This window comes from Paenibacillus sp. PK4536 (genome assembly GCF_028594455.2).
GTDB classification, from domain to species: domain Bacteria; phylum Bacillota; class Bacilli; order Paenibacillales; family Paenibacillaceae; genus Saccharibacillus; species Saccharibacillus nuruki.
The window spans coordinates 2,460,500-2,483,311 of sequence record NZ_CP126313.1 but is presented as its reverse complement, the minus strand read 5'-3'; the positions used below and the strand labels follow the sequence as shown (position 1 = coordinate 2,483,311).

Genomic DNA, 22,812 nt, shown 5'->3' with positions numbered 1-22,812 from the left:
TATCATTTTAAACCAACCACTCTGTACAAATACTGAACAAAACACTCTCTTTTTTGCTTTATCTATGCTTTTATGCAGTATTTGTCATATTTTGACGATTATTTTATTTTCCTTTCTAAAATAAGTTATTTTTTCTATTTCTTCTCTCTATTATTTATAATAGTTGATGTTTAAAAAAGATAGTGATTTTTTTATAAAAACTTCAAATAAAAAGAGTATTTTTGCTAGCTTTGCCTGAATTTCCAGATCATAGCTACTTTGCAAAAATACTCTTTTTCACTTTATAGATAGTATTTAATTTTGGATATATGCTACTCTTCACCTATTGAAATCTTATAGCTCTTGCTCTAATCGTGCAGCATCTAATCGTTGTTGTTTACGATGAACAACACCTGACAGAATCACACTTAACTCGTATAAAAATAACAACGGAATCGCAACCAAAATATCAGATATAAAATCAGGCGGTGTAATCACGATAGCTATAAATACCAGAACCAAGTAAGCGATTTTTCTCCATTTACGCAGTACCTTTGGATTAAGAATACGTAACGTCGTTAGGAACATAATCAAGATCGGCAATTCAAATAGCGCTGCTACTGGAAATACGATATTCGACATAAACGTAAAGTATTGGACGACTCCGTATGTTTCCGCTAATCCCATATTACGTGTGACATTGGAGGTAAACGTGAGCGCCATCGGAAAGACGACATAATAAGCAAATAAAACGCCTAGTAAAAACATTATAAATACAAAAGGAACATAACGTAAAGCAGCTCTACGTTCTTTATCTAATAGTCCAGGGCTAACAAATGCCCATATTTGATAGACAGTGACCGGTAAAGCAAGTAACAAAGCAACGACCATTGCAATCTTCATATACAAGCCAATTCCATCCCAAAATGAAAAGACATGAAATACAAGATTTCGTGCAGTCTCTGCGGCAACTAAATACTGATATATTGGTTGAGCGACAAATAGCCCCAAAATCATACCTATAAATAACACAGCGATAATCATAATCAATCGTCGCCGTAATTCTCCTATATGTTCGATCAAGGACATCTGCTTTTCAGGATTATCCATAGGTTCCTCCTATCTCAAAAGAAAATCCCTTCCGTAGGGAAGGGATTCGGAATGGTCTGCATCCTTTTAACGTTTATCTTCTGGTTGAACAGGTGGAATAACTTCTGCGGACTGAATAGAATCGGTACGAGTCTTTGATGTTGTATCATCATCTTTCATCATATCCCGTGTGCCTTCTTTGAACTCACGGAAAGTTCTTCCTACAGCACGTCCTAATTCAGGTAGTTTATTTGGACCAAATAAAATAAGCGCCAACACTATCAACAATATAAATCCTGTAGGTCCTATACCACCAAGCATTTGGTATTCCTCCTTATTAATTAGACAAAGCTAGCTTTGTCTTTTTTATCATAGCATATTCAAATGTACAGTTCATCTTTGGAGATAGGATATAACAACGACAAAAAGACACAATTCTTTATTCAAAAAAATTGTGGTACACCTGCTCTTATAACGGCTAAGCTTGATCGTTCTTAACGCTCATCTGGATTACTGTATTGCCCTGTAATCATCAGTAGCGCTTCAGGCAATTGATCCATAATAGCGGCTAAGTGTTCATGTACCCCTTTGGGTGTACCTGGCAAGTTCACAATAAGACTGCGTTCACGGATACCACAGATGCCACGAAATAACATAGCAGAACGATTTTTCTTCATTACTGTAGCACGCATCGCTTCTGCCATTCCGGGTACTTCACGTTGAATCACCCGCCGTGTTGCTTCAGGAGTAACATCTCGCTGCGCTAGCTCGGTGCCCCCAGTCGTTAATACCAGATCTGCATTGAAATACTCTGTCATCTCAATCAATGCTGCAATAATTTCATCAGGCTCATCAGGCACGACCCGGTATTCAACGATTTCTCCACCTAATTCTTCTTCAATTAATTCCCGAATGACTTGTGCACTTGTGTCTTCTCTTTCTCCTCGTGCACCTTTGTCACTGGCTGTAAGAATAGCCGTTCTCCAAACCATGCTCTCACCCTCCCCATCTATCTGCCATCTTCCTCTATCTATTACATCTGTATTCATCGATTCAGGTGGATCACTATTCTTACTATAAGGATTCGTCCATATCACGTATATGGATGACTTCTAGTCGTTTCTTTTAAAATCTCCATTTTTTCCGCCGCTTTTGGATAATAGCATCGTCGGTCCAATCACCATATCTTTTTGTAATGCTTTACACATATCATATACGGTCAAAGCAACAGCAGAAGCCGCGGTTAAAGCTTCCATCTCTACACCTGTTTTACCTTCTGTTTTCACTTGAACTTCAATATGAAGCTCATCATGATCATTATCTCCAAAGGTAATGTTTACACCTGTTAAAGGTAAAGGATGGCACATTGGAATCCAATCTGATGTACGCTTGGCAGCTTGGATACCTGCTACCTGTGCAACAGCCAATACATCGCCTTTACCTACCTGTCCTGCTTTGATCGCAGCCAGTGTTGCTGGTAACATCTGAACGGTAGTTACTGCAATCGCTGTACGTGATGTACTTTCTTTATCTGAAATATCGACCATCCGCGCACGTCCTTGCTCATTAAAATGAGTCAGTTTCCCTGCCGGTGTTGGTAGACCTTCATACTCTTGATTATGTTGATCACTCATCGTTATCTATCCCACCCATTGTGTCTACTTCTCGCTTTTTGTTGTTACTTTATATTCAGACGCCATAAACAGCACGTCGATACGGAAATCATGCGATTCCATCGGAATCTTTTCCGTGATTTGCGTGCCAAAAACAAACGCTCCACATACAGATAGATGAGAAGAAGTCTGCTCTAATCTGGACATAAAACGATCGTAGTATCCACCACCATAACCAATACGTCCACCTTGCTTATCATATCCAAGTCCCGGAACAAGAATAAGATCTATCTCTTGCCACGCTGATTCGGGTACTATTGGCAGGTCGTGCTTAGGTTCGGGAATACCAAAAGCTCCAGGTTCGATATCATGAATACCTGTAATTGGGTATAAATGAAAAAGAGCATCTTGCGCTGCATCAATACGCGGGGCAAAAACAGTATCTCCTGCTTGCCAGCATTGATGCAATAAGGGCATTGTATCTGGTTCATCACGATACGCCAGATAAGTAAATAAAGTTAGTGTTGATTTTTGTTTTTGTTGACGCAATTGATTCATATATGAGGCAGCAGCAGCACAAATGTCTGCTGATTCTTGTAATCGTTGTTCAGGAGTTAATGCCATTCGCTTACGTTTCAACTCTTGTCGTAAACGCTGTTTATTTGAGACGATTTCCATGGTTTACCTCCTTGCACAGACCAGGCTGTTGTAGGAATAATAAGCCTGTATGATCATCGCAAATTTCGCAAAAATCCCGATAGTGACAGTGTATCATTGTTCTTTCCAAAAACCAACTTCACCCTCTATTAAAAATGATCTACGGTGCAAATTAACATCCTTTCATGTAAACTAAATACAATAACTTTTTATACAAATCCATGATTTTCAATTATATATATGATGTGGGGGCTCAATCAGTCAATGTTACTGCAAGCAAATGGAATTACTAAACTGTACGGAATTACACCTATTTTAGAAGGCTTAAATTTGCAAATTGAAGAAAGAGAACGGATTGGTCTGGTCGGGGTAAACGGCGCAGGCAAATCAACCTTGCTCAAAATTATTGCAGGTGAAATGTCTTATGATAGTGGGCAGATTTTCCGCAATAAAGAAATGACACTTGGTTATCTAGCGCAAAATAGTGGATTACATCATGGCCATACGATCGGCGAAGAAATGCGTTCTGTATTTGCTAACTTAATTGATACTGAACAAGAATTACGTGTTATGGAACAACAGATTGCTGATCCTGCCATGATGGAAGATGACAAAGGATATGCTGATCTTCTCGCTCGTTATGCAGAACGTTCCGAGTGGTTCCGTGAACAAGGCGGATATGAAATGGATACACGGATTCGCAGTATTTTGCATGGTATGGGGTTTGGTGACTTTTCTCAAGAAACCACTGTCGAGACGCTAAGTGGCGGGCAAAAAACAAGATTAGCACTGGCACGTATTCTGTTACAAGCACCTGATCTATTAATGCTAGATGAACCGACCAACCATCTGGATATCGATACTCTGACATGGTTAGAAGATTATTTACGTGGTTATTCCGGATCATTGCTGGTTGTATCGCATGACCGCTATTTTCTAGATCGCTTAGTGACTACGATTGTCGAGATTGAACGTCATCGTTCCAAACGATATACCGGTAACTACAGTCGTTATATTGATATCAAAGCCGCTGAATATGAAACGGCAATGAAACAGTTCGATAAACAACAAGGTGAAATCGCACGTATGGAAGCTTTTGTGCAAAAAAATATTGTACGCGCATCCACGACCAAACGTGCCCAAAGTCGTCGTAAAGCACTTGATAAAATGGATCGCTTGGATCGTCCTGCAGGTGACCTCAAAAAAGCAAACTTCTCATTCGGTGTATCTGTCGTCTCTGGCAAAGAAGTGTTGCGTGTTCATCAATTGACTCTTTCGTATGAAGATAAGCAAAAGCTTTTTGAACCGATCTCATTTGAATTAAGACGTGGAGATATGGTTGCACTTATCGGACCGAACGGAACTGGTAAAACCACTATGCTAAAAGCACTTATTGATGAGCATCAGCCAGACACTGGTAAGATCGAATGGGGAGCAAAAGTAAAAATTGGCTACTATGATCAAGAACAAGGTCATTTGAATCCCAACAATACTGTGCTTGAGGAAGTATGGGGTAGTTTCTCTCATTTAGAAGAAGTACGTATTCGTACAGTGCTTGGTAACTTCTTGTTCAGTGGTGAAGATGTACTCAAAAAAATATCTGCGCTTAGCGGTGGTGAGAAAGCCAGAGTTTCTTTGACCAAATTGATGTTACTGGATGCCAATATGCTGATTCTAGATGAGCCAACCAACCATCTGGACTTAATGAGCAAAGAAGTGTTAGAATCCGCGCTGATGGATTATGAAGGCACCCTATTATTTATTTCACATGACCGGTATTTCTTAAATAAAATGGCAGAACGAATCTTAGAATTGCGTCCTGAAGGATTAACGGCTTATCTTGGGAATTTCGATGATTATACAGCTAAAAAACAAGAATTACTCGAAATCGCTGCTGAAAATGCACTACAACAATCCAAAAATAATACGACTACAACAGGGACAACAGAAGAACCCTTTGCCAATTCGTATGAAGAAAGCAAACAAGCCAAACGAGATGAGCGTAATCGTCAACGACGCACAGAACAATTGGAAAAAGATATTGCCGATTGGGAAGAACGTATCAGTGAATTGGAGCAACAATTAACACTTCCTGAGGTCTATCAAGACTATGAAGCTGTCCAAAAGCATCAAGAGGAAATTGCTCAATTGCAACAGTCATTAGAAGAGGCTTATGAAGAATGGGAAACGTTAGCTGCGGAATAATAGTTCGTTTTGTCAAGACTTGTACACGAGATTGTAAAAGATCAAAAACTTTATTTTAAGCAAGTAAAAAAGTTTACAAACAAAGTTATCCACAAAATTAGCGATTTATTGATCACAAAAAATGACCCATTAGGGTCATTTTTCACTGTTATACTACTATTTTTTATCCATATCCATATTTATCCACCGAGTTATGCACATTATCCACAGATTTCGAGCAAATCAGGTGATAAACATATCCCCTATTTCATCATTTTGAAAAAGCTTCGTATAATCACTTATTTTGTACTTATACACACTTTGCTGGGGATATGTGGATAACTTTGTTAACATCTTGACAAATCATTCTTCATTCTAATGGTTTCTGTAAACGCCTGATTACATGCAGATACAAAAGCAATCGCTGCCGTTTGTAACGAATCTTGTCCGGAAGCGGTACCACGGAAGGTCTGTTTCTGATAACAGATTGTTGCCACAGCATCTGTGTATGCTATACCGTTCGTATAGAACGATTGCATTTCCATATCTTCCAATTGTATACCTTCTATTTCATCTTCTGAGTGTTCAATCATCTCTTGGCCCATATATTGTTGAACAGCTTGTTGAAGACTATTCATCACCGATTGCATCGCTCCAATAGCAATCGATTGAGTCGTATATGGATGATCATGACTATTTAAGGTGACTTTGGATGCGATCGTTCCATCTGAATGAGCATTCCACTGAATATCTTCAATCGAAAGTTGAGACTGGGTGATTGCGTTTGAATTTCCTGTCAACATTAATAGCTCTTCATCTGTCACATGATGTTTGTGATCGGCGTATTTTTTGAAATCTTCATACCATTGATGAAGTTGTTGCTCTTCAGGATAAATATCATATTGTGCTAGACGATTAGAAAGAGCATGTCGACCTGAATGCTTTCCTAATATAATCATCGTACGCGGAATACCTAATCGTTCTGGACTCATAATTTCATACGTCGATAGGTCTTTTAATAATCCATCTTGATGGATTCCTGATTCATGTCGGAATGCATTTCTACCGATTACTGGTTTGTTATAAGCTACTGGAAATCTCATCGCTCGACTCACTTCATGTGAAATTTCATATAATGCTTCTGCGCGTATATTCGTTGTTACATCTAGACTATTACGGCGTGTCTCAATTGCCATGACCAATTCTTCCAATGCACAGTTCCCTGTACGTTCACCGACTCCGTTAACAGTGACTTCTACTTGATCTGCACCTGCTTGAACCGCTGCTAGACTATTCGCTACTGCTAATCCTAGATCGTTATGACAGTGTGCACTCAACTGAACATTTTCAGCTCCTCGTGCTCCTTGACGAACAGCTCTAAACATCTGTCCATATTCGTCTGGTAAAGCATACCCTACAGTGTCAGGCAAGTTAATAATCGTTGCCCCTGCGGCAATAGCCACCTCTACCATTTCAATCAGATCATCTATCGCTGTCCGAGAAGCATCCATCGCTGTAAATTGCACACGATCGGTAAACTGCTTGGCAAAAGACACCATATCATGCGCAATCTGCACCGTTTCTGCTCTTGTTTTGCGTAATTGATGTTGTAAATGGATATCGGAAGAGGACAAAAACAGGTGAATTCTGCGATTAACAGCATCCTCTGTTGCTTTGGCGGCGGCTTCGATATCGATTTTTACAGCTCGTGCAAATCCACAAATTTCAAATTGCTGAAATGTTCTAGCTATTTTCTGTACGGCTTCGAACTCTCCCGGGCTGGAAATAGGAAAACCAGGTTCTAACACATCGACACCTAACGCTTGTAACCGTTCTGCCAATGCTATTTTCTGATCCCATTGTAGTGTCGCTCCCGGTGCTTGTTCTCCATCACGCAAAGTGGTATCTAAAATAGCAATCTTTTTGTAGCTTGGTTGACTGATCTGACTCATCTCATTCACGCTCCCAAATTCTTTATTTGCATACATGATTAGATACATTTTAAGAAAAAAGAATACAAAAAAAGCCTGACTTCTCTCACTAATGTAAGAGACGCCAGACGATGCTGTCGCGGTACCACTCTTGTTGGAATCGTATTGATTCCCGCTTAATCTGATTCAGTACATGTACATAGATAATAAGTATATGTACTGGATCAGCATTGGATGACGGGAATGACCCGTAAGTAAGTACGATGATGACATCTATCATCATGTTCCCTACTTCCGCTCCCAGGCGAGTTCAAAAGACCATCTACCGTATTGCGTCGCACCTTCCCGCAACTCTCTGATTGTGGTAGCTTTCTTTTTACTACTCCTGTTCTTTGCGTGTGTGTATATGATGTTATTAGTAAGTTTGTGAATTCACAGTTCGTTATCTATTCCAATAGAGCGATAGTATCTCTTTATGAAAATACCAAAAAACCGCCATCTCTGTAAAAGAGACGACGGTTGATTTACCTTCGCGGTACCACTCTTATTGGACGCTGATTAGAATCATTCAAAACGGCGTCCCGCTTTATCCATTAAAATGCATTATATGAAATACAATCTAATGGTATCCGATCACGGGGATCAACCGTAATGATGTACCTGTCTACTCGTTAGACTTTCCATCATTCCGCTCCCGGGTGAGTTCAGGGTTGCCTTCATACTGCGTTGCACCATCCCGCAGCTCTCTGGATTCAGGCGAATCTCCCTACTAATCCCGTTCCAAGCGTTTATTCTATTTAAGATGAAGATCATTATAGATAACGAATTATTGATATTATAAAAGCGCGAGTTGCATTAGTCAATACTATTTTCAGTTTGCTCTACAGGTTGATACGTGACTGACCATTTTTCAAGTGAAAGAGATGGCTCTGCTTTCATATCCAATGTAGTGAATTGACTATGTTTCCATTTCAAATAAGCGGCCGCTCCGATCATTGCTGCATTATCGGTACAATACTCAAACGGCGGAATCAACAACTCAATCTTTTCTTTTTCACAACGATCAGTTAGATTCGCCCGTAACCCGCGGTTAACAGCTACTCCACCACATAATAACAACTGCTTCGCTCCATACTGGCGCACTGCACGAACAGCTTTTTCCACCAGTACTTCAACTACCGATTCTTGAAAACCTCGTGCGATCTCGCCTATCATCGGTTCTTCACCGCGCATCTTCTTCTGATTGACTACATTCAAAACGGCTGACTTCAATCCACTCAGGCTAAAATCATATGAATTGGCTTCTAACCATACTCGTGGCAAAGATACTGCCGATTCTGCTTCCATCGCCAGATTATCTACATAAGGCCCACCCGGATAAGGAAATCCTAATGCTCGTGCTACTTTGTCGTACGCTTCCCCTACTGCATCATCACGAGTGCTACCGATCAATTGAAATTGTCCTTCAGATTCTAGTAATACCAGTTCAGTATGTCCACCTGATACGACCAATGCCATCGAAGGATATTGTATCTCTGCGGTTAAATTATTTGCATAAATATGACCTGCAATATGGTGGGTTCCAATCAAAGGCTTATCTAATGCAAATGCCAAACTTTTTGCCGCCATAATGCCTACTAATAAAGCACCTACTAAGCCGGGGCCTTGAGTAACTGCAATAGCTGAAATATCTTCTAATGCAACTCCCGATTCTTGGATTGCTTCTTCAATCATCAATGTAATACTTTCTACGTGTTTGCGTGAAGCGACTTCGGGTACCACACCGCCAAAAGCTTTGTGTGTCTCTATCTGACTCGATACGAGATTGGACAGCACGATTTTACCATCTTTCACAATAGATACGGACGTCTCGTCACAGCTCGTCTCTATCGCTAGAATATGGCATCCTTCACGTTGTATATCTTGTTGCATCATGTTTATTCCACGCTTCCTTCCAGATGACCTTGCGCTTCGGCTAACTCGCACCACATAATCATGGCATCTTCATTATTATCCGAATAATACCCTTTACGAATACCTGCGTTACTGAAACCTAATTTCATATATAATTGCTGTGCGATCTCATTGGAGACACGTACTTCAAGTGTCATGCGTAACATTCCTAATTCTAGCGCCCAGTTCATCAGTTCGACTAATAAAGCTTCTCCAAGCTTACGTCCACGATAAGCTTCCCGAATCGCAATATTGGTAACATGAGCTTCATCCATAATCGTCCACATGCCTGCATAACCGATCGTTCGTCCATCGATTACCATCACCATATAACGAGCAAAATGATTCATCGTCAATTCATTACGAAATGCTTCTTCTGTCCAGGGGAGTGTGAATGCTTCATGTTCAATCTCCATCACTTCTGGAATATCATCAATCGTCATTTTACGTAGCACAGGTTGTTGTTGATTCTGCTCGTATCGTAATGCCATGAGCACACTTCCTTTCTATTTTGACTGGCGTAGCAAATTCGCTTCAGCTTCTGACAGTTGTGTGTAATTGGGTAGTAAATGATGGGTATCATCATATTTGCCATCTAAAAGTAGACTTGCTCCGACTTCTCCTGCACATCCTGCATCAAGTCCACATGCTAGTATGGTGATCTTCGCTTCAATAACATCCTGTAAACGCTCTGCTCGCTCTTGATGGTTAGCTGTTTCTCCGACGATCAAAATATGATGCGGACGTTCTTGTTCAGGCAACTCTTGATACTGAGCAGCAATCTGATCCATCCAATGATCCATAAGCATAATCCGATCTTCTTCGATACGCTTTGGCAAAGCTACTGTCTCTGCTGTATATTCTGTAGACGTAGATTGAATATCAAATAACGAAGTATATACCTGAGCACGGCGACCATCCATCAGTGGAATAATCCATACGGACGGCTGAGAGGATGCTGTTGTTTGAGATAATTCAGATGATTCTATATGGGTAGACAGATACTCACGATATCCACTCCAAGCCAGCGCTGCTAGACTGGAAAAGCCTACGACTGGAATCTGTAATGTCCATGCTAATGTTTTGGCTGTTGTTACCGCAATACGAATACCTGTGTATGAACCAGGACCCACACCTACAGCAATACCTGCTAATTCACTGCGAGATGTATTAGACTGTTCCATCAGCTTCTGGATTCCATTCACCAGACCGACAGAATGATTGCGATCAGCATAACTATTTTCAGCTACAAGTACTTCATTTTCTTGCATAACAGCTACATTTTGAGAAGCTGTAGATGTATCCAAAACCAAAAACCGCTTGCGCGGCTGTTCGTTGATTTCATTCATTGATTGTCACTAACTCCATTCTGTATTAACTCACGACACCACTCTGAATAAGGTTCTCCATAACCTGTACAGACGAACTTGCGTGTGTTGTCTTCATTGACTGTAATCTCGATCCCTAATCGCTGAGCAGGTAATAAGTCAGGAATAATACTCGCCCATTCGACCAATGTAGCACCCTGTCCATAAAAGTATTCATCTAACCCCAGATCAGCCGCTTCATCTTCGCTAATCCGGTATACATCCATATGATAAAAAGGCATATTTCCTTCATATTCCTTAATGATCGTAAATGTCGGGCTGTTCACCAATGATGTTACACCTAGATAACGGGCAAATGATTTGGAAAAATGAGTTTTCCCTGCTCCCAAATCCCCGTCTAGTGTAATGATAGTCCCAGGCAATGAACGCTTGGCTAAAAAAGCAGCTAGTTGATCGGTATCTTCCAAGCTTTGACTGGTAAATGTATATGATGTTGCTGGTAATCGTTCAGACATGTGTTCCTCCATTAAAATGACAAGTGATACGATATCTAATAACTATCGTCTGCCAAATCGTTTGATAGAGCGATTATACCATATTCTTGATCCCATTCCTTGTTAAGATCATAGACCATTGTAGAAATACGTTCAGCAATCAGCAGGTTATTTTATAGAAGTGGTGATAACATGCGTGATAACGTCTCCATCGTTTTCTGAACACGAGATCGCTTGATAAACTGCTCATAATTCAATAGACGACTATGTCCAAGATCACGTTCAAAGTCTTCCATTAAGCGCTCTATAGTCGACGGTTCTACCAAAACAGCTACCAATTCAAAATTGCTATAAAAACTACGCATATCCATATTTGCTGTACCTACTGAAGCCAGTAGATCATCGATCACCATCACTTTGGCATGCACAAATCCTTTTTCATATTGATGAATACGCACTCCAGCACGCATCAACTCTTGCATATAAGATAACGAGGCATAATGAACAACTTGTGAATCGGATATTTTCGGAATAATAATATCGACTTGTACACCACTGACTGCGGCTGTTTTGAGTGCTGTATAGATGCCTGCATCCGGTATAAAATAAGGTGTAGTGATACAAATACGCTGCTTGGCTACAGCAATCGCGCTAAAACATAATTCTTGAATCGCATCCCAGTTCCGATCAGGTCCACTCGATACAATCAATGCTCGTTCATTGCCTTCACATTGATGCTTAGGAAAATAGATCGGATCAGTAATCCGTTGCCCTGAAGCAAATTCCCAGTCTTCCAAGAAGACCGTCTGTAGAAAATAAACAATATCACCACGTGTCTCCAGATGAGTGTCCCGCCAATATCCCAGCTTAGGATCATAGCCCAAATAATCATCACCAATATTTAATCCACCCATAAATCCAACTTCACCATCAATCACCAAAATTTTGCGATGATTACGATAATTCACTTCACGTTGAATAAACGAAGTAAATGGAGGTAAAAAGAAATGAAACTCTATTCCTGCGGCTTTTAGTCGACGGACAAATGTATATTTCAAATGATAACTGCCCAACCCATCGCACAACATTCGTACTTTCACACCGGCTTGTGCTTTGCGAATCAGAACATCAGTGAATTCTTTGCCAATCATATCATCTCTAAAAATATAAAACTGAATATGAATATGGTGTTCTGCTTGCTCTAACGCTCGAAGCATCGCTGCAAATGTCACTTTACCATCTGTCAGTACTTTAACATTGTTACATGCAGTAATCGGATTTTCAGTCAGATGAGAAAGAAGACCGAATAGACGCTCTTCGGTTTGAAAATGGGGATTCCCCATATCTTGTGCTTTACGTATTACATGTGATTGTCTCCATAACCGATGACGAACTTCGCGGAAAATAATCGTTCCTTTTTTACGAATCGTACGACGAATCCGGTAATTACGTGCTACAAAATAATACAAAACAAATCCTAGAAACGGAATACAATATGAAATAAACATCCACGCAACAGCTTTGGATGGGCGACGAAACTCAAGAATCAATATAATTCCTGTCTGACAAATAAAAACAAGGCAAATCAATACAATCCAAATCATACTGTGCTTCCTTTCCTTGAACTTTCAAATCAAATTTGTTCGATAATCCAATCACTTCTTCTATCCATATAACCAACTCATTGTCTGTTGATTCACAAATTTAAATGCAATTATTACCATATAAAAAACGCTACTCTTCAAAAGAAGAATAGCGCATCTCTAATCATAGCTTGGTGTAACTTAAGCTCGTACATCTCGTTTTACAAAAGAAAACCATGTGATTGCGATAAACACGATCATATAAACGAGCAATACGCCTAAAGAGAACCCTAATGATGTCATTCCGAATGTTCCTGTAGGTGAAGCAAAATACTGAGTTAGATCCAAGTTCGTGGAAAGCAAATATTTAATAAACTCACGATGTTCTTGCTCTAAAAAAAGACGGAAAATACCATTCAATGTATTGCCCGAAAAATAAAGCAAAATTGAGATCGTAATCGACAATGCAGTTGAACGGAATAAAGAAGATAACATAAAAGCAACAGTGATCAATACTAATGCACGAATGTAATTGTAGACTGTAGTAAGCACTAGATCCGGTGTCGATGAAGCTGCTGATAAAATACTATTGCCTGAAACCGGAAATAAGATATAAGCAAAGATTATATTTAAAATAACAAATACGATCGTAGCCGCTAGTGAAAATAAAATCACTGAAATGTATTTGGATAATAAAATTTTCCAACGATCCCACGGACGAATTAAGAGTAGCTTAATCGTTCCTCTTGAAAACTCACTGGATACCGATTCAGAAGCGATAATAAGCGATAACATAATCACAATAAAATATAAGTTAAATGACTGATAAATAACGTCAGGTGCTGAAAAAGGAATATCGATCAATTTGAGAAAAATAGGTACGATCGGTGATCCAATAATCATCAAGATCGTCAAAATCCATGTGGACTTTTTAAGTACAATTTTGAGATTTTCGTTGTGCACCAGTCTCCAAAAATCCATTATAATTGCCCTCCCCGCGTTAACTCTAAGAATTGATCTTCTAAGCTTCGCTTGATTGGACGAATCGCATATACGGCTATGCCATTGCTTACAAATAACATATTGAATTGAGCGACTTGTTGACGATCTGCTTCAATGGTCCATGTGTTACCTTGCACCTGTCCTACTGAAGTCAATTCAACTGCTCGCTCGGGTTGATCCAATTCGAAGATAACTGTTGTTTTGGCGATCAGATCTGCTTCGGCTTCGGCAGTCGTATGCAGTTCTCGTACATCGATTAATTTTCCGCCATCAATCACTGCAATCGCATCACACATCAATTCCATTTCGGCGAGCAAATGACTGGATACAAAAACAGTAGTCCCCTCTTCACGAGTTAATGCACGCAAATAATCTCGTAGTTCCCGAATACCTTGCGGATCAAGTCCATTGGTAGGTTCATCCAAAATAAGTAGTTTGGGACGATGAAGAAGTGCTTGAGCTACACCAAGGCGTTGACGCATACCCAGTGAATACGTACTTACTTTTTCATGAATACGTCCGGTCAGCCCTACAAATTGTACTACTTCTTCGACTCGCTGAGGATCTACTCCAGGAGACATACGCGCATACTGCATTAGATTTTGTCGCCCTGTCATATACTTATACATTTCTGGGTTTTCGACAATGGCGCCTACTTTAGCGATCGCTTCTTCAAAATGCGTGCGTATACTTTGACCATCAATCAAAATATCGCCTTCTGTAATACTCATCAAACCAACCATCATTCGTATGGTTGTGGTTTTACCAGCTCCGTTAGGACCCAGAAAACCGAATACTTTTCCAGCTGGAATATCTAAAGTTAAATGATCAATTAATGTTTTGCCACCGATAACTTTGCTTACATTCTGAAATTGAACGACAGGGAGATGATTTGCTCCATGATGTTCATTGGAATCAGGCATTGGATCTTTGGAGATATGTACGGTAGAAGGTACAACCGGATTGGAGTTGGATTCCATATATTTTCCTCCTGCTCTAAGTATGAATCGAAATAGGCACTACTTCTCTAAATCTTTATCCAGTGTATCACAGTTTATGAACAGACATCATATAGGCAAAAAAAGAACCTGCTTACTGAATACTTCCAGTAATTACAGGTTCTTTGATACATGAACTTTAATGTTGAAGCATAAAATGATCTAACTCTTTTCTATTCTAAAAAGTCGAAAAGTGCCAGCAACCATCCTAGTGAAGAAAATAGACTATGCACCGGAACGTGCCAGTTCGCGCATATTAGCTTCAAAGGCTGCCAGTAAAGCGGCTTCGCCTGTTAAGCCTGTATCGTGAACTTTTTGAATCTGCTCGGTCATCCGTTTGTAGTCTTTTGGAATAACACGAACAAAGTCTTGAGATTGTTGATTCCAATCCTGCAATACACGTTGCCCTGCTTGACTACCTGTGTACTCTACGTGACGTTCGATCAGAGTACGTACTTCTTCTAGTTCGGCTGCATCTTCAATGGATTCGAGTAGAACCATTTCAAGATTGCAACGCTCAACGAAGCTACGATCTGGATCAAGCACATAAGCGATACCGCCCGACATTCCTGCTGCAAAGTTACGACCTGTATCTCCAAGAACGATGACACGTCCACCTGTCATATACTCACAACCATGATCACCCACGCCTTCAACCACAACGTTTGCCCCAGAGTTACGTACAGCGAATCGCTCGCCTGCGATACCATTAATATAGGCTTCGCCGCTTGTAGCGCCATACAGAGCCGTATTTCCGATAATAATGTTGTCTTCTGCTACAAATGTAGCTTTGGCATCTGGACGAACCACTAATTTACCACCAGACAATCCTTTACCTACATAGTCATTACAGTCGCCTTCCACTTTGAGCGTCATTCCTTTAGGAACAAATGCACCAAAGCTTTGACCTGCTGATCCTTTGAAGTTAAATGTAATGGTATCTTCTGGCAGACCTGCTGCGCCATATTTACGTGTAATCTCGCTACCTAGAATCGTACCAGTCGCACGATTCACGTTACAGATGGCAAGATCGGCTTCAATACGAGTTCCATTTTCCAAAGCTGGAGTCGCCAGAGGAACCAATTGTTGCATATCCAATGTCTCTTCCAATTGATGATTCTGTCTTTGAACTCTATAGCGTTCACTGCCTTCTGCAAGCTTAGGCTCGTGAAGCAATACAGACAGATCCAGACCTTTTTTCTTCCAATGCTCTGCGGCATCGACAGCATCCAGACAATCCATACGTCCAACCATTTCTTGTACGGTACGGAATCCAAGCTCTGCCATGATTTCACGGAAATCTTCCGCTACAAATCTCATAAAGTTAACAACATGAGCAGGATCACCTGTAAAGTTTTTACGGAGTTCTGGATTCTGAGTAGCTACACCTACAGGACAAGTATCCATCTGACAGACACGCATCATAATACAGCCTAATGCTACCAATGGAGCTGTAGAGAAACCATATTCTTCTGCGCCTAATAGAGCTGCTACTGCTAGATCGCGTCCACTCAGCATTTTACCATCTGTCTCTAACACAACACGATCACGAAGATTGTTCATAATCAATGTTTGTTGTGTCTCTGCTAGACCCAATTCCCACGGTAAGCCTGCATGACGAATCGAACCTTGTGGAGACGCACCTGTACCACCATCGTAACCACTTACCAAAATAATATCTGCACGACCTTTAGCAACACCTGCCGCAATCGTACCTACTCCTACTTCAGCAACCAATTTTACATTGATATCTGCGCGTGGATTTGAATTTTTGAGATCATAGATCAGTTCAGCTAGATCTTCAATCGAATAAATATCATGATGCGGTGGTGGTGAAATAAGACCTACACCTGGTGTAGAACCACGAACTTCTGCTACCCAAGGATACACTTTACGTCCTGGTAATTGTCCACCTTCACCCGGTTTAGCACCCTGTGCCATTTTGATCTGAATTTCATCCGCATTGACCAGATAATTTGATGTGACACCAAATCGTCCAGAAGCAACCTGTTTGATAGCACTACGGCGTGAATCTCCATTCGCATCAGGAACAAAGCGAGCAGGATCTTCTCCACCTTCACCGGTATTACTTTTACCACCGATCCGGTTCATTGCGATAGCCAGACTCTCATGCGCTTCTTGACTGATTGAACCGAACGACATTGCGCCTGTTTTGAAGCGTTTGAATATCGATTCAATCGGCTCTACTTCTTCCAAAGGAATCGGTGCACCATTAGGCTTAAATTTGAGCATAGAACGCAGTGTAAGACGTTCTTCATTCTCACCTTCAACTAAAGCTGCATATTTTTTGTACAATTTATAATCACCAGTACGGACTGCATGTTGTAACAAATGGATCGTTTGCGGGTTGAACAAATGTTTTTCCCCGTCATTACGCCATTGATAGTCACCACCGGAATCCAATACTTTATCGTTACCATCTTTGTCTGTAAATGCACGATAATGCTGAGACAGACTTTCTGCGGCTACTTCTTCCAAACCAATACCGCCAATACGAGAAGCTGTCCATGTAAAGTATTGATCAACAAAATCTTGCTGCAAGCCTACAGCTTCAAAAATCTGTGCACCACGGTAAGACTGAATCGTTGAGATCCCCATTTTGGACAGAATTTTAGTTACGCCTTTGGTTACACCTTTAACATAGTTTTTCACAGCTTTTTCATGTGAAATACCACGTAGTAACCCTTGCTTGATCATATCTTGCAACGATTCAAATACCAGATACGGATTGACTGCACTGATACCGTAACCTAACAACAATGCAAAATGATGCACATCACGCGGTTCGCCTGATTCAAGCAATAGACTGACTTTGGTTCTTGTTCCTTGACGAATCAAATGGTGATGTAAGCAAGCAACAGCTAGCAACGAAGGAATAGCCGCATTTTCTTTATCCACACCACGATCAGAAAGGATCAAGAAATTATGACCTTTACGAATAACACGATCTGCTGCTGCACATAAATTATCCAGTGCTTTGCGCAATCCTTCTGCACCTTCTGCTGCGGTGTAGAAAATAGGAATGGTCATCGCTTTGAATCCCGGACGACGAACATGACGGATCTTAGCAAAATCTTCATTCGACAATACCGGTGTATTCAGAATAATCTGACGACAACTTTCCGGTTGTGGATCTAGTAAATTGCGTTCAGGTCCTATAGATGTTGCAGTTGACGTTACAATCTCTTCACGAATCGAATCGATAGGAGGATTGGTTACCTGTGCAAACATCTGTTTGAAATAATTGAACAGTCGTTGCGGGCGATCAGACAATACCGCAAGCGGTGCATCATATCCCATCGAGCCAATCGCTTCTGCACCTGTAGATGCCATAGGCTCTAATACTTTGCGCAATTCTTCAAATGTATAACCAAATGACAATTGCAATTGTTCGATATTGCTATGGTCTGGTTGAATCGCTTCTGGCGCATCTGGAATTTCATCCAAATTCATCAAATGCTCTTCTAGCCATTCGCCATACGGTTGTTCTGAAGCAATTTTATCTTTGATTTCTTCATCTGAAATAATACGACCTTCTGCTGTATCGACAAGTAGCATACGACCTGGACGCAAACGATCTTTGTACAGGATATCTTCTGCCGGAATATCAAGCACACCCACTTCAGACGAAAGAATAATACGATCATCTTTAGTGACATAATAACGTGCTGGACGCAGACCGTTACGGTCAAGTGTTGCTCCGATCTGAATACCATCGGTAAATGCCATTGCAGCAGGTCCATCCCACGGCTCCATCAGACAACTATGATATTCATAGAATGCTTTTTTCTTCGCATCCATACTGTCATGATTGCTCCACGGTTCAGGAACCATCATCATCGCAACATGTGGCAATGAACGTCCATTCAGATACAAAAATTCTAATGTATTATCAAACATCGCTGTATCGGATCCATCTGGATTAATAACAGGACGAATCTTATCGATATCATCACCAAATACTTCGCTCTCGAACAGAGATTGACGAGCATGCATCCAGTTTACGTTTCCACGCATCGTATTGATCTCACCATTGTGGATCATAAAGCGATATGGATGGGCACGATCCCAACTCGGGAATGTATTTGTACTGAAACGGGAGTGAACCAATGCCATCACTGATTCGAATTCTTCGTTACGCAAGTCCAAATAAAATTCGCCCACTTGAATCGTTGTCAGCATGCCTTTGTATACGACTTTACGACAAGACAAACTTGGGATATAAAATGTTTCTCCACCCGGTTCACTAGCAAAACGAATATGACGTTCTGCCAAACGGCGGATCACATATAATTTACGTTCAAAAGATAATTCATCTTGAGCTTGTAACTCTGAGCTTCTTCCAATAAAAAATTGGCGAACGACTGGCTTCGCATCTTTGGCGGATTTGCCAAGTGTACTGTCATCTGTTGGTACTGTACGTACACCTAGAAGAACCTGTCCTTCTTGAGCAATAATATCTTTCAACAGGTCTTCATGACGGTTACGTAGTTCTTCATCACGGGAGAGGAACACCATCGCTACACCATACTGACCTTTTTCTGGCAATTCAAAATCAAGTGCTTTGGCTTCTTTAACAAAAAAGCGATGAGGAATCTGTACCATAATACCGGCTCCGTCACCGGAATTCGGCTCGCTACCTTGACCACCGCGATGCTCCATATTTTCAAGCATCGTCAGCGCCTGGCTAACGATCTGGTGACTAGGTGTTCCTTTGATGTGTGCAGTAAAACCCATACCGCAAGCATCTTTTTCAAATTGAGGATCATAAAGCCCCTGTTTTGGAGGCAAACCTGTAATGTTCATAATACGCAACCTTTCTATTATGAAATAAGATGTCAAGAGAACAGCCAGTGGACGGCACTACGAGGACGACATTGAAGATCGCAAGCTCAAAGACAGGGTATACAAAACAGGCTGCTCTTCCAATCATCACGACCTGTATACGTACATTTACGATACAGATGGTTGGAAGCAGCCTCTCTGAATATGATATTAGAAATGAATAGTAGTAGTATAATTATCCGAATCTCTACTAAGAGAGATTATACATAGCACAAGTGTTTATGCTCTTACCCTGGATTAGTTATCTCATTTTAACACTGACCTGACATCGTGGCAATTCAAAATTTTTATAGTTCTGATAAAATATTATTTTGCGTCAAAGCATTAGTGCAATAACGTATCGTATAAGCTACTTAATAATATAGTGTATTATTATACATTAAAATTAATATTTAATATATATGTAGATTCATTATTTTATTCTTTTTGATAAAAAATAAAGCCTACCCTTTTATAGTAAAGGTAGGCTTTGGATTTGGATACGGGTTTATACTATTTATCTAAAGATTCATTCTTTTATTACAAAGTTAACATGTAGACGTTACTTAAATCTCTACACTTTCACCAATCTCTAGTGGTAATCCTTTGATATTATCCCGTTGCAATTCTGTTGCAAAGGCATGAGCATCCTGCTCAATTGGCGGGAATGTATTGTAGTGGATCGGAATCACTTGATTCGCTTTGATCCATTTAGCAGCAAGAAGGGCATCTTCAGGTCCCATCGTAAAGAAATCTCCGATTGGCAATGCAGCCACATCAATATGATTCAATTCGCCGATTAACTTCATATCTCCGAATAGCGCTGTATCTCCTGCATGGTACAACGTCTTGTCACCCATTGTTAACAAAATACCGGCAGGCTCTCCAAGATAAATATTTTGACCGCCTTCTTCAATCGAGGAAGAATGGAATGCCAACGTGTACTTCACTTTGAACCCATCGAATTGTTTGCTACCCCCAAGGTTCATTCCTACTGTATGTTCAACACCTTTGCTTGCTGTGTATTGAGCCAATTCTACGACTGCAATCACAGGGCAATTGTTGTTATTAGCGATTTCTACTGTATCTCCAAAATGATCACCATGACCATGAGTCAAAATAATCGCATCCACTTTAATATCTTTTGGAGAAACATTTACATGCGGATTACCTGAAAGAAAAGGGTCAATAATAACTGTTTTCCCATCGTGTTCAACCAGTAAACAAGACTGACCGTAATATGTGATTTTCATAAATAAATGCACCTCCGAAATAGATTCATATGCTTCAGAATTGATCTTATCATTCTCATACATGAAAGTATAATTCCTCTACTTCTTATAAACTAGAAAAGAGCAAAATAAAACAAACCAGCACATTTCGTGGTTTTACTTAAAAAAAGTATGATGCCCTATTTGCACCACTTTGGTACGTGTACGTTCAATCGTATCGTCAGTTGCTAGAGATAAAGATACAAAATAATACGTATCATCAGGCACTTGTTTATGACCGGATAGAGCTTCACTTACTGCTTTAACAGAGTCAGCATTAGGCTGAACACGATCAAATCTACCGTTGTTTACAGGCGAAAACTGGTATCTTTGATAAATAACATCTTTGATAGTTTTGGGAAAATTAGCTGACCGTAGCCGATTCAAGACAACGTTGGCAACTGCCACTTTGCCTTCGTACGGTTCGCCTTCAGCTTCTGCCATAACAATACGTTCTAACAGTAGCCGATCTTTACTAGACAGCGCGTAGGTCCAGGTTGCTTCGGATTTCTCCTTCTGGTTAAGTAGCTCAGTCCGAGTAAAGTATAAGTGGGTTGGAGTTGAATGATTAATAGACGAACTTGCCGTTACAATGCCTGACGATGCTTTCGCTTTGGCTGAACGTGCGTTCGCTGCTTTAATTTTTGCATGAGCTGTTTTTATTTTGGCTTGCTCTGCTACTTTTTTAGCTTTTGTCACTTTTGCTTGAGCGGCCACAGTTTCTGCTTTGACTTGTTTGACGACTTTTTTGGTATGGGTATTATTCCAGGTGACAAAATTTATATTTGTCCTTGCTTCTAGTGTAGATGCAGAAGCTACTACAGGCTTAGTTCCCCACATAGGCAACTCGGTAAATGTTTCTTCTTGGGTTGTACGGTTATCCATCCAGAAAGGCATAGACATTACAAATATAAAAAGCACGCCTAGCAACGGCGTAATCCACTGATTGCGTTTAATAAACTCCATTTTTTTCCTCCAATATTGTTAGCTTACTCCATCCTCTATGTAACCTATCCGATTTCATTTGAATACACCAACGATCAAATTTTGAATCATTTTGTCATTTTATGATTCACTCGAATATTCGATTACAAGTCGAAGTGACTAACCTAATTTTGAATTTTCAGCTCTATGAAAATTCGATTTCCATCCCGCCTTCAACTACAAAATTGCAGCAGAACGTATAGTAGTATAGTTACTTATCTTTTGTCAAATTGACAAATAAGCAATATTAGGTATAGGTTACTTGGTCAACAACGGAAATGTTGCTAAATTTTCATAAGTCGGGTGAGATCCTACTCGTATTTTGCACAATACAATCTCTGTAACTTGCCATGAAAGTGACGGCAATTCAAAAGAATGTTCAAGCTCTGGAAAAGGAATCTCACCTTTGTACTTACGAGCGATTGTAATATGCGGACGATACGGACGATCTTCCGGGGAATACCCTAATGCTGTACAAGTGTGCCCAATTTCACTTTGTAGATGATCCAAAGATTGAAGATCACCTTCAGGCTGTACCCACCATACTTTGGGCGCTTCGATCAGACCGAATGTATCTAATGATCCTAACTGCAAAGCAAAGGAATGATTTTGCTTTGCGACCTGATAAAGTGCATGCTTTATTGTTTCTATTTCTTCTTCCCACACATCACCTAAAAACTGAATCGTGATATGCAAGTCTTGTGGATGTGTCCATTTACGAAAATGATATGTCTCACGTATAGAAGCACTCCAATGACTTAACGATTCTGATGCTTCTTGACCTACTCGCAAAGCAACAAAAATACGCTCTTGTCCTAATTGTGTACCCATGATTCATATCACCTCCTTGATTCAAACCTTCTTATTAACGAACACACGTTCTATCATTACTTCCACCTAG

The 22,812-nt window shown here is 40.3% G+C and carries 18 protein-coding genes and 2 other annotated features; of the genes, 1 reads left to right on the top strand and 17 read right to left on the bottom strand.

Annotated elements, in window-relative coordinates; all coding sequences use genetic code 11:
• Positions 1 to 333: 333 nt before the first annotated feature.
• The 5 genes from tatC to PO903_RS11080 form a co-directional block, all read right to left on the bottom strand.
• A complete protein-coding gene (gene tatC, locus PO903_RS11100; RefSeq protein ID WP_273593441.1) occupies positions 334 to 1,089 on the bottom strand; it encodes a twin-arginine translocase subunit TatC in 756 nt (251 codons plus the stop codon).
• Between the two features lie 66 nt (positions 1,090 to 1,155).
• Positions 1,156 to 1,389: a twin-arginine translocase TatA/TatE family subunit gene (locus PO903_RS11095; RefSeq protein WP_137220909.1), complete on the bottom strand. Its 234-nt coding sequence runs from the start codon at positions 1,387 to 1,389 to the stop codon at positions 1,156 to 1,158.
• 173 nt (positions 1,390 to 1,562) lie between these two features.
• Positions 1,563 to 2,060, bottom strand: a complete 498-nt coding sequence (locus tag PO903_RS11090) for a MogA/MoaB family molybdenum cofactor biosynthesis protein (RefSeq protein WP_069326141.1) — start codon at positions 2,058 to 2,060, stop codon at positions 1,563 to 1,565.
• A 120-nt stretch (positions 2,061 to 2,180) separates the two neighbouring features.
• Positions 2,181 to 2,702 (bottom strand): cyclic pyranopterin monophosphate synthase MoaC, encoded by a 522-nt coding sequence (gene moaC, locus PO903_RS11085; RefSeq protein WP_273593440.1) that lies wholly within the window; start codon positions 2,700 to 2,702, stop codon positions 2,181 to 2,183.
• 24 nt (positions 2,703 to 2,726) lie between these two features.
• Entirely contained in the window at positions 2,727 to 3,359 is a 633-nt protein-coding gene (locus PO903_RS11080) for a 5-formyltetrahydrofolate cyclo-ligase (RefSeq protein ID WP_273593439.1), read from the bottom strand.
• A 243-nt stretch (positions 3,360 to 3,602) separates the two neighbouring features.
• On the opposite strand from PO903_RS11080, the gene PO903_RS11075 reads away from it, so the two are divergent.
• On the top strand, positions 3,603 to 5,543 hold the full coding sequence (locus tag PO903_RS11075; protein ID WP_273593438.1) for an ABC-F family ATP-binding cassette domain-containing protein: 1,941 nt from the start codon (positions 3,603 to 3,605) through the stop codon (positions 5,541 to 5,543).
• Positions 5,544 to 5,869: 326 nt separating this feature from the next.
• Here PO903_RS11075 and PO903_RS11070 read toward each other — a convergent pair whose 3' ends face one another.
• The 12 genes from PO903_RS11070 to thpR form a co-directional block, all read right to left on the bottom strand.
• On the bottom strand, positions 5,870 to 7,474 hold the full coding sequence (locus tag PO903_RS11070; protein WP_069326145.1) for a 2-isopropylmalate synthase: 1,605 nt from the start codon (positions 7,472 to 7,474) through the stop codon (positions 5,870 to 5,872).
• Between the two features lie 93 nt (positions 7,475 to 7,567).
• Positions 7,568 to 7,855 (bottom strand) — a binding site (T-box leader).
• Positions 7,856 to 7,958: 103 nt separating this feature from the next.
• Positions 7,959 to 8,245 (bottom strand) — a binding site (T-box leader).
• Positions 8,246 to 8,308: 63 nt separating this feature from the next.
• Complete coding sequence (gene tsaD / locus PO903_RS11065; protein ID WP_069326146.1) at positions 8,309 to 9,388, bottom strand: tRNA (adenosine(37)-N6)-threonylcarbamoyltransferase complex transferase subunit TsaD; 1,080 nt, start codon at positions 9,386 to 9,388, stop codon at positions 8,309 to 8,311.
• Positions 9,389 to 9,390: 2 nt separating this feature from the next.
• On the bottom strand, positions 9,391 to 9,897 hold the full coding sequence (gene rimI / locus PO903_RS11060; protein WP_069326147.1) for a ribosomal protein S18-alanine N-acetyltransferase: 507 nt from the start codon (positions 9,895 to 9,897) through the stop codon (positions 9,391 to 9,393).
• 15 nt (positions 9,898 to 9,912) lie between these two features.
• Positions 9,913 to 10,755 carry a tRNA (adenosine(37)-N6)-threonylcarbamoyltransferase complex dimerization subunit type 1 TsaB gene (tsaB, locus tag PO903_RS11055; RefSeq protein ID WP_273593437.1) on the bottom strand — a complete coding sequence of 281 codons (843 nt, stop codon included), beginning with the start codon at positions 10,753 to 10,755 and terminating at the stop codon, positions 9,913 to 9,915.
• On the bottom strand, positions 10,752 to 11,249 hold the full coding sequence (tsaE, locus tag PO903_RS11050; RefSeq protein WP_137220923.1) for a tRNA (adenosine(37)-N6)-threonylcarbamoyltransferase complex ATPase subunit type 1 TsaE: 498 nt from the start codon (positions 11,247 to 11,249) through the stop codon (positions 10,752 to 10,754). The genes tsaB and tsaE overlap by 4 nt, the downstream gene beginning before the upstream one ends.
• A gap of 152 nt (positions 11,250 to 11,401) precedes the next feature.
• Positions 11,402 to 12,832, bottom strand: a complete 1,431-nt coding sequence (cls, locus tag PO903_RS11045; protein WP_273593436.1) for a cardiolipin synthase — start codon at positions 12,830 to 12,832, stop codon at positions 11,402 to 11,404.
• Between the two features lie 180 nt (positions 12,833 to 13,012).
• Positions 13,013 to 13,792 (bottom strand): ABC transporter permease, encoded by a 780-nt coding sequence (locus PO903_RS11040; RefSeq protein ID WP_273593435.1) that lies wholly within the window; start codon positions 13,790 to 13,792, stop codon positions 13,013 to 13,015.
• Positions 13,792 to 14,736, bottom strand: coding sequence for an ABC transporter ATP-binding protein (locus PO903_RS11035; RefSeq protein WP_137221425.1), 945 nt, complete (start codon positions 14,734 to 14,736; stop codon positions 13,792 to 13,794). The genes PO903_RS11040 and PO903_RS11035 overlap by 1 nt, the downstream gene beginning before the upstream one ends.
• A gap of 300 nt (positions 14,737 to 15,036) precedes the next feature.
• Positions 15,037 to 19,638 (bottom strand): glutamate synthase large subunit, encoded by a 4,602-nt coding sequence (gene gltB, locus PO903_RS11030; protein WP_273593434.1) that lies wholly within the window; start codon positions 19,636 to 19,638, stop codon positions 15,037 to 15,039.
• A 584-nt stretch (positions 19,639 to 20,222) separates the two neighbouring features.
• The gene (locus PO903_RS11025; RefSeq protein ID WP_069326196.1) at positions 20,223 to 20,909 is read right to left on the bottom strand and encodes a metal-dependent hydrolase; all 687 of its coding nucleotides are present in this window, start codon (positions 20,907 to 20,909) and stop codon (positions 20,223 to 20,225) included.
• 135 nt (positions 20,910 to 21,044) lie between these two features.
• Positions 21,045 to 21,893: a cell wall hydrolase gene (locus PO903_RS11020; RefSeq protein ID WP_137220931.1), complete on the bottom strand. Its 849-nt coding sequence runs from the start codon at positions 21,891 to 21,893 to the stop codon at positions 21,045 to 21,047.
• Between the two features lie 276 nt (positions 21,894 to 22,169).
• Positions 22,170 to 22,742 carry an RNA 2',3'-cyclic phosphodiesterase gene (gene thpR, locus PO903_RS11015; RefSeq protein WP_273593433.1) on the bottom strand — a complete coding sequence of 191 codons (573 nt, stop codon included), beginning with the start codon at positions 22,740 to 22,742 and terminating at the stop codon, positions 22,170 to 22,172.
• Positions 22,743 to 22,812 lie beyond the last annotated feature (70 nt).